Here is a 255-nt window from a genome sequence, read left to right as displayed (position 1 = left end):
GTGGTGACCCGTACGGGATTCGAACCCGTGTTACCGCCGTGAAAGGGCGGTGTCTTAACCACTTGACCAACGGGCCAAAAATTTAAAACTTTTTCCAAGCTTCCAACCGGGCTTGAACCGGTGACCTCTTCCTTACCATGGAAGTACTCTACCAGCTGAGCTATGGAAGCATAATGGCTCCGCAGGTAGGAATCGAACCTACGACCGATCGGTTAACAGCCGATAGCTCTACCGCTGAGCTACTGCGGAATAATA

Annotated in this window: 3 tRNA genes; all 3 read right to left on the bottom strand. The window is 51.4% G+C overall.

Annotated elements, in window-relative coordinates:
- Position 1: 1 nt before the first annotated feature.
- Positions 2-76: transfer RNA gene (locus KVT31_RS29725), tRNA-Glu, on the bottom strand.
- A gap of 21 nt (positions 77-97) precedes the next feature.
- A tRNA-Thr gene (locus KVT31_RS29720) sits at positions 98-170 on the bottom strand.
- Between the two features lie 4 nt (positions 171-174).
- Positions 175-249, bottom strand: a tRNA-Asn gene (locus tag KVT31_RS29715).
- Between the last annotated feature and the right edge of the window lie 6 nt (positions 250-255).

This window comes from Bacillus sp. GbtcB14 (assembly GCF_019091205.1).
In the GTDB taxonomy this organism is placed as follows: Bacteria; Bacillota; Bacilli; order Bacillales; family Bacillaceae_G; genus Bacillus_A; species Bacillus_A cereus_AG.
Note: the sequence above shows the minus strand (reverse complement) of the source record. Positions and strands in the feature narration are given on the sequence as shown.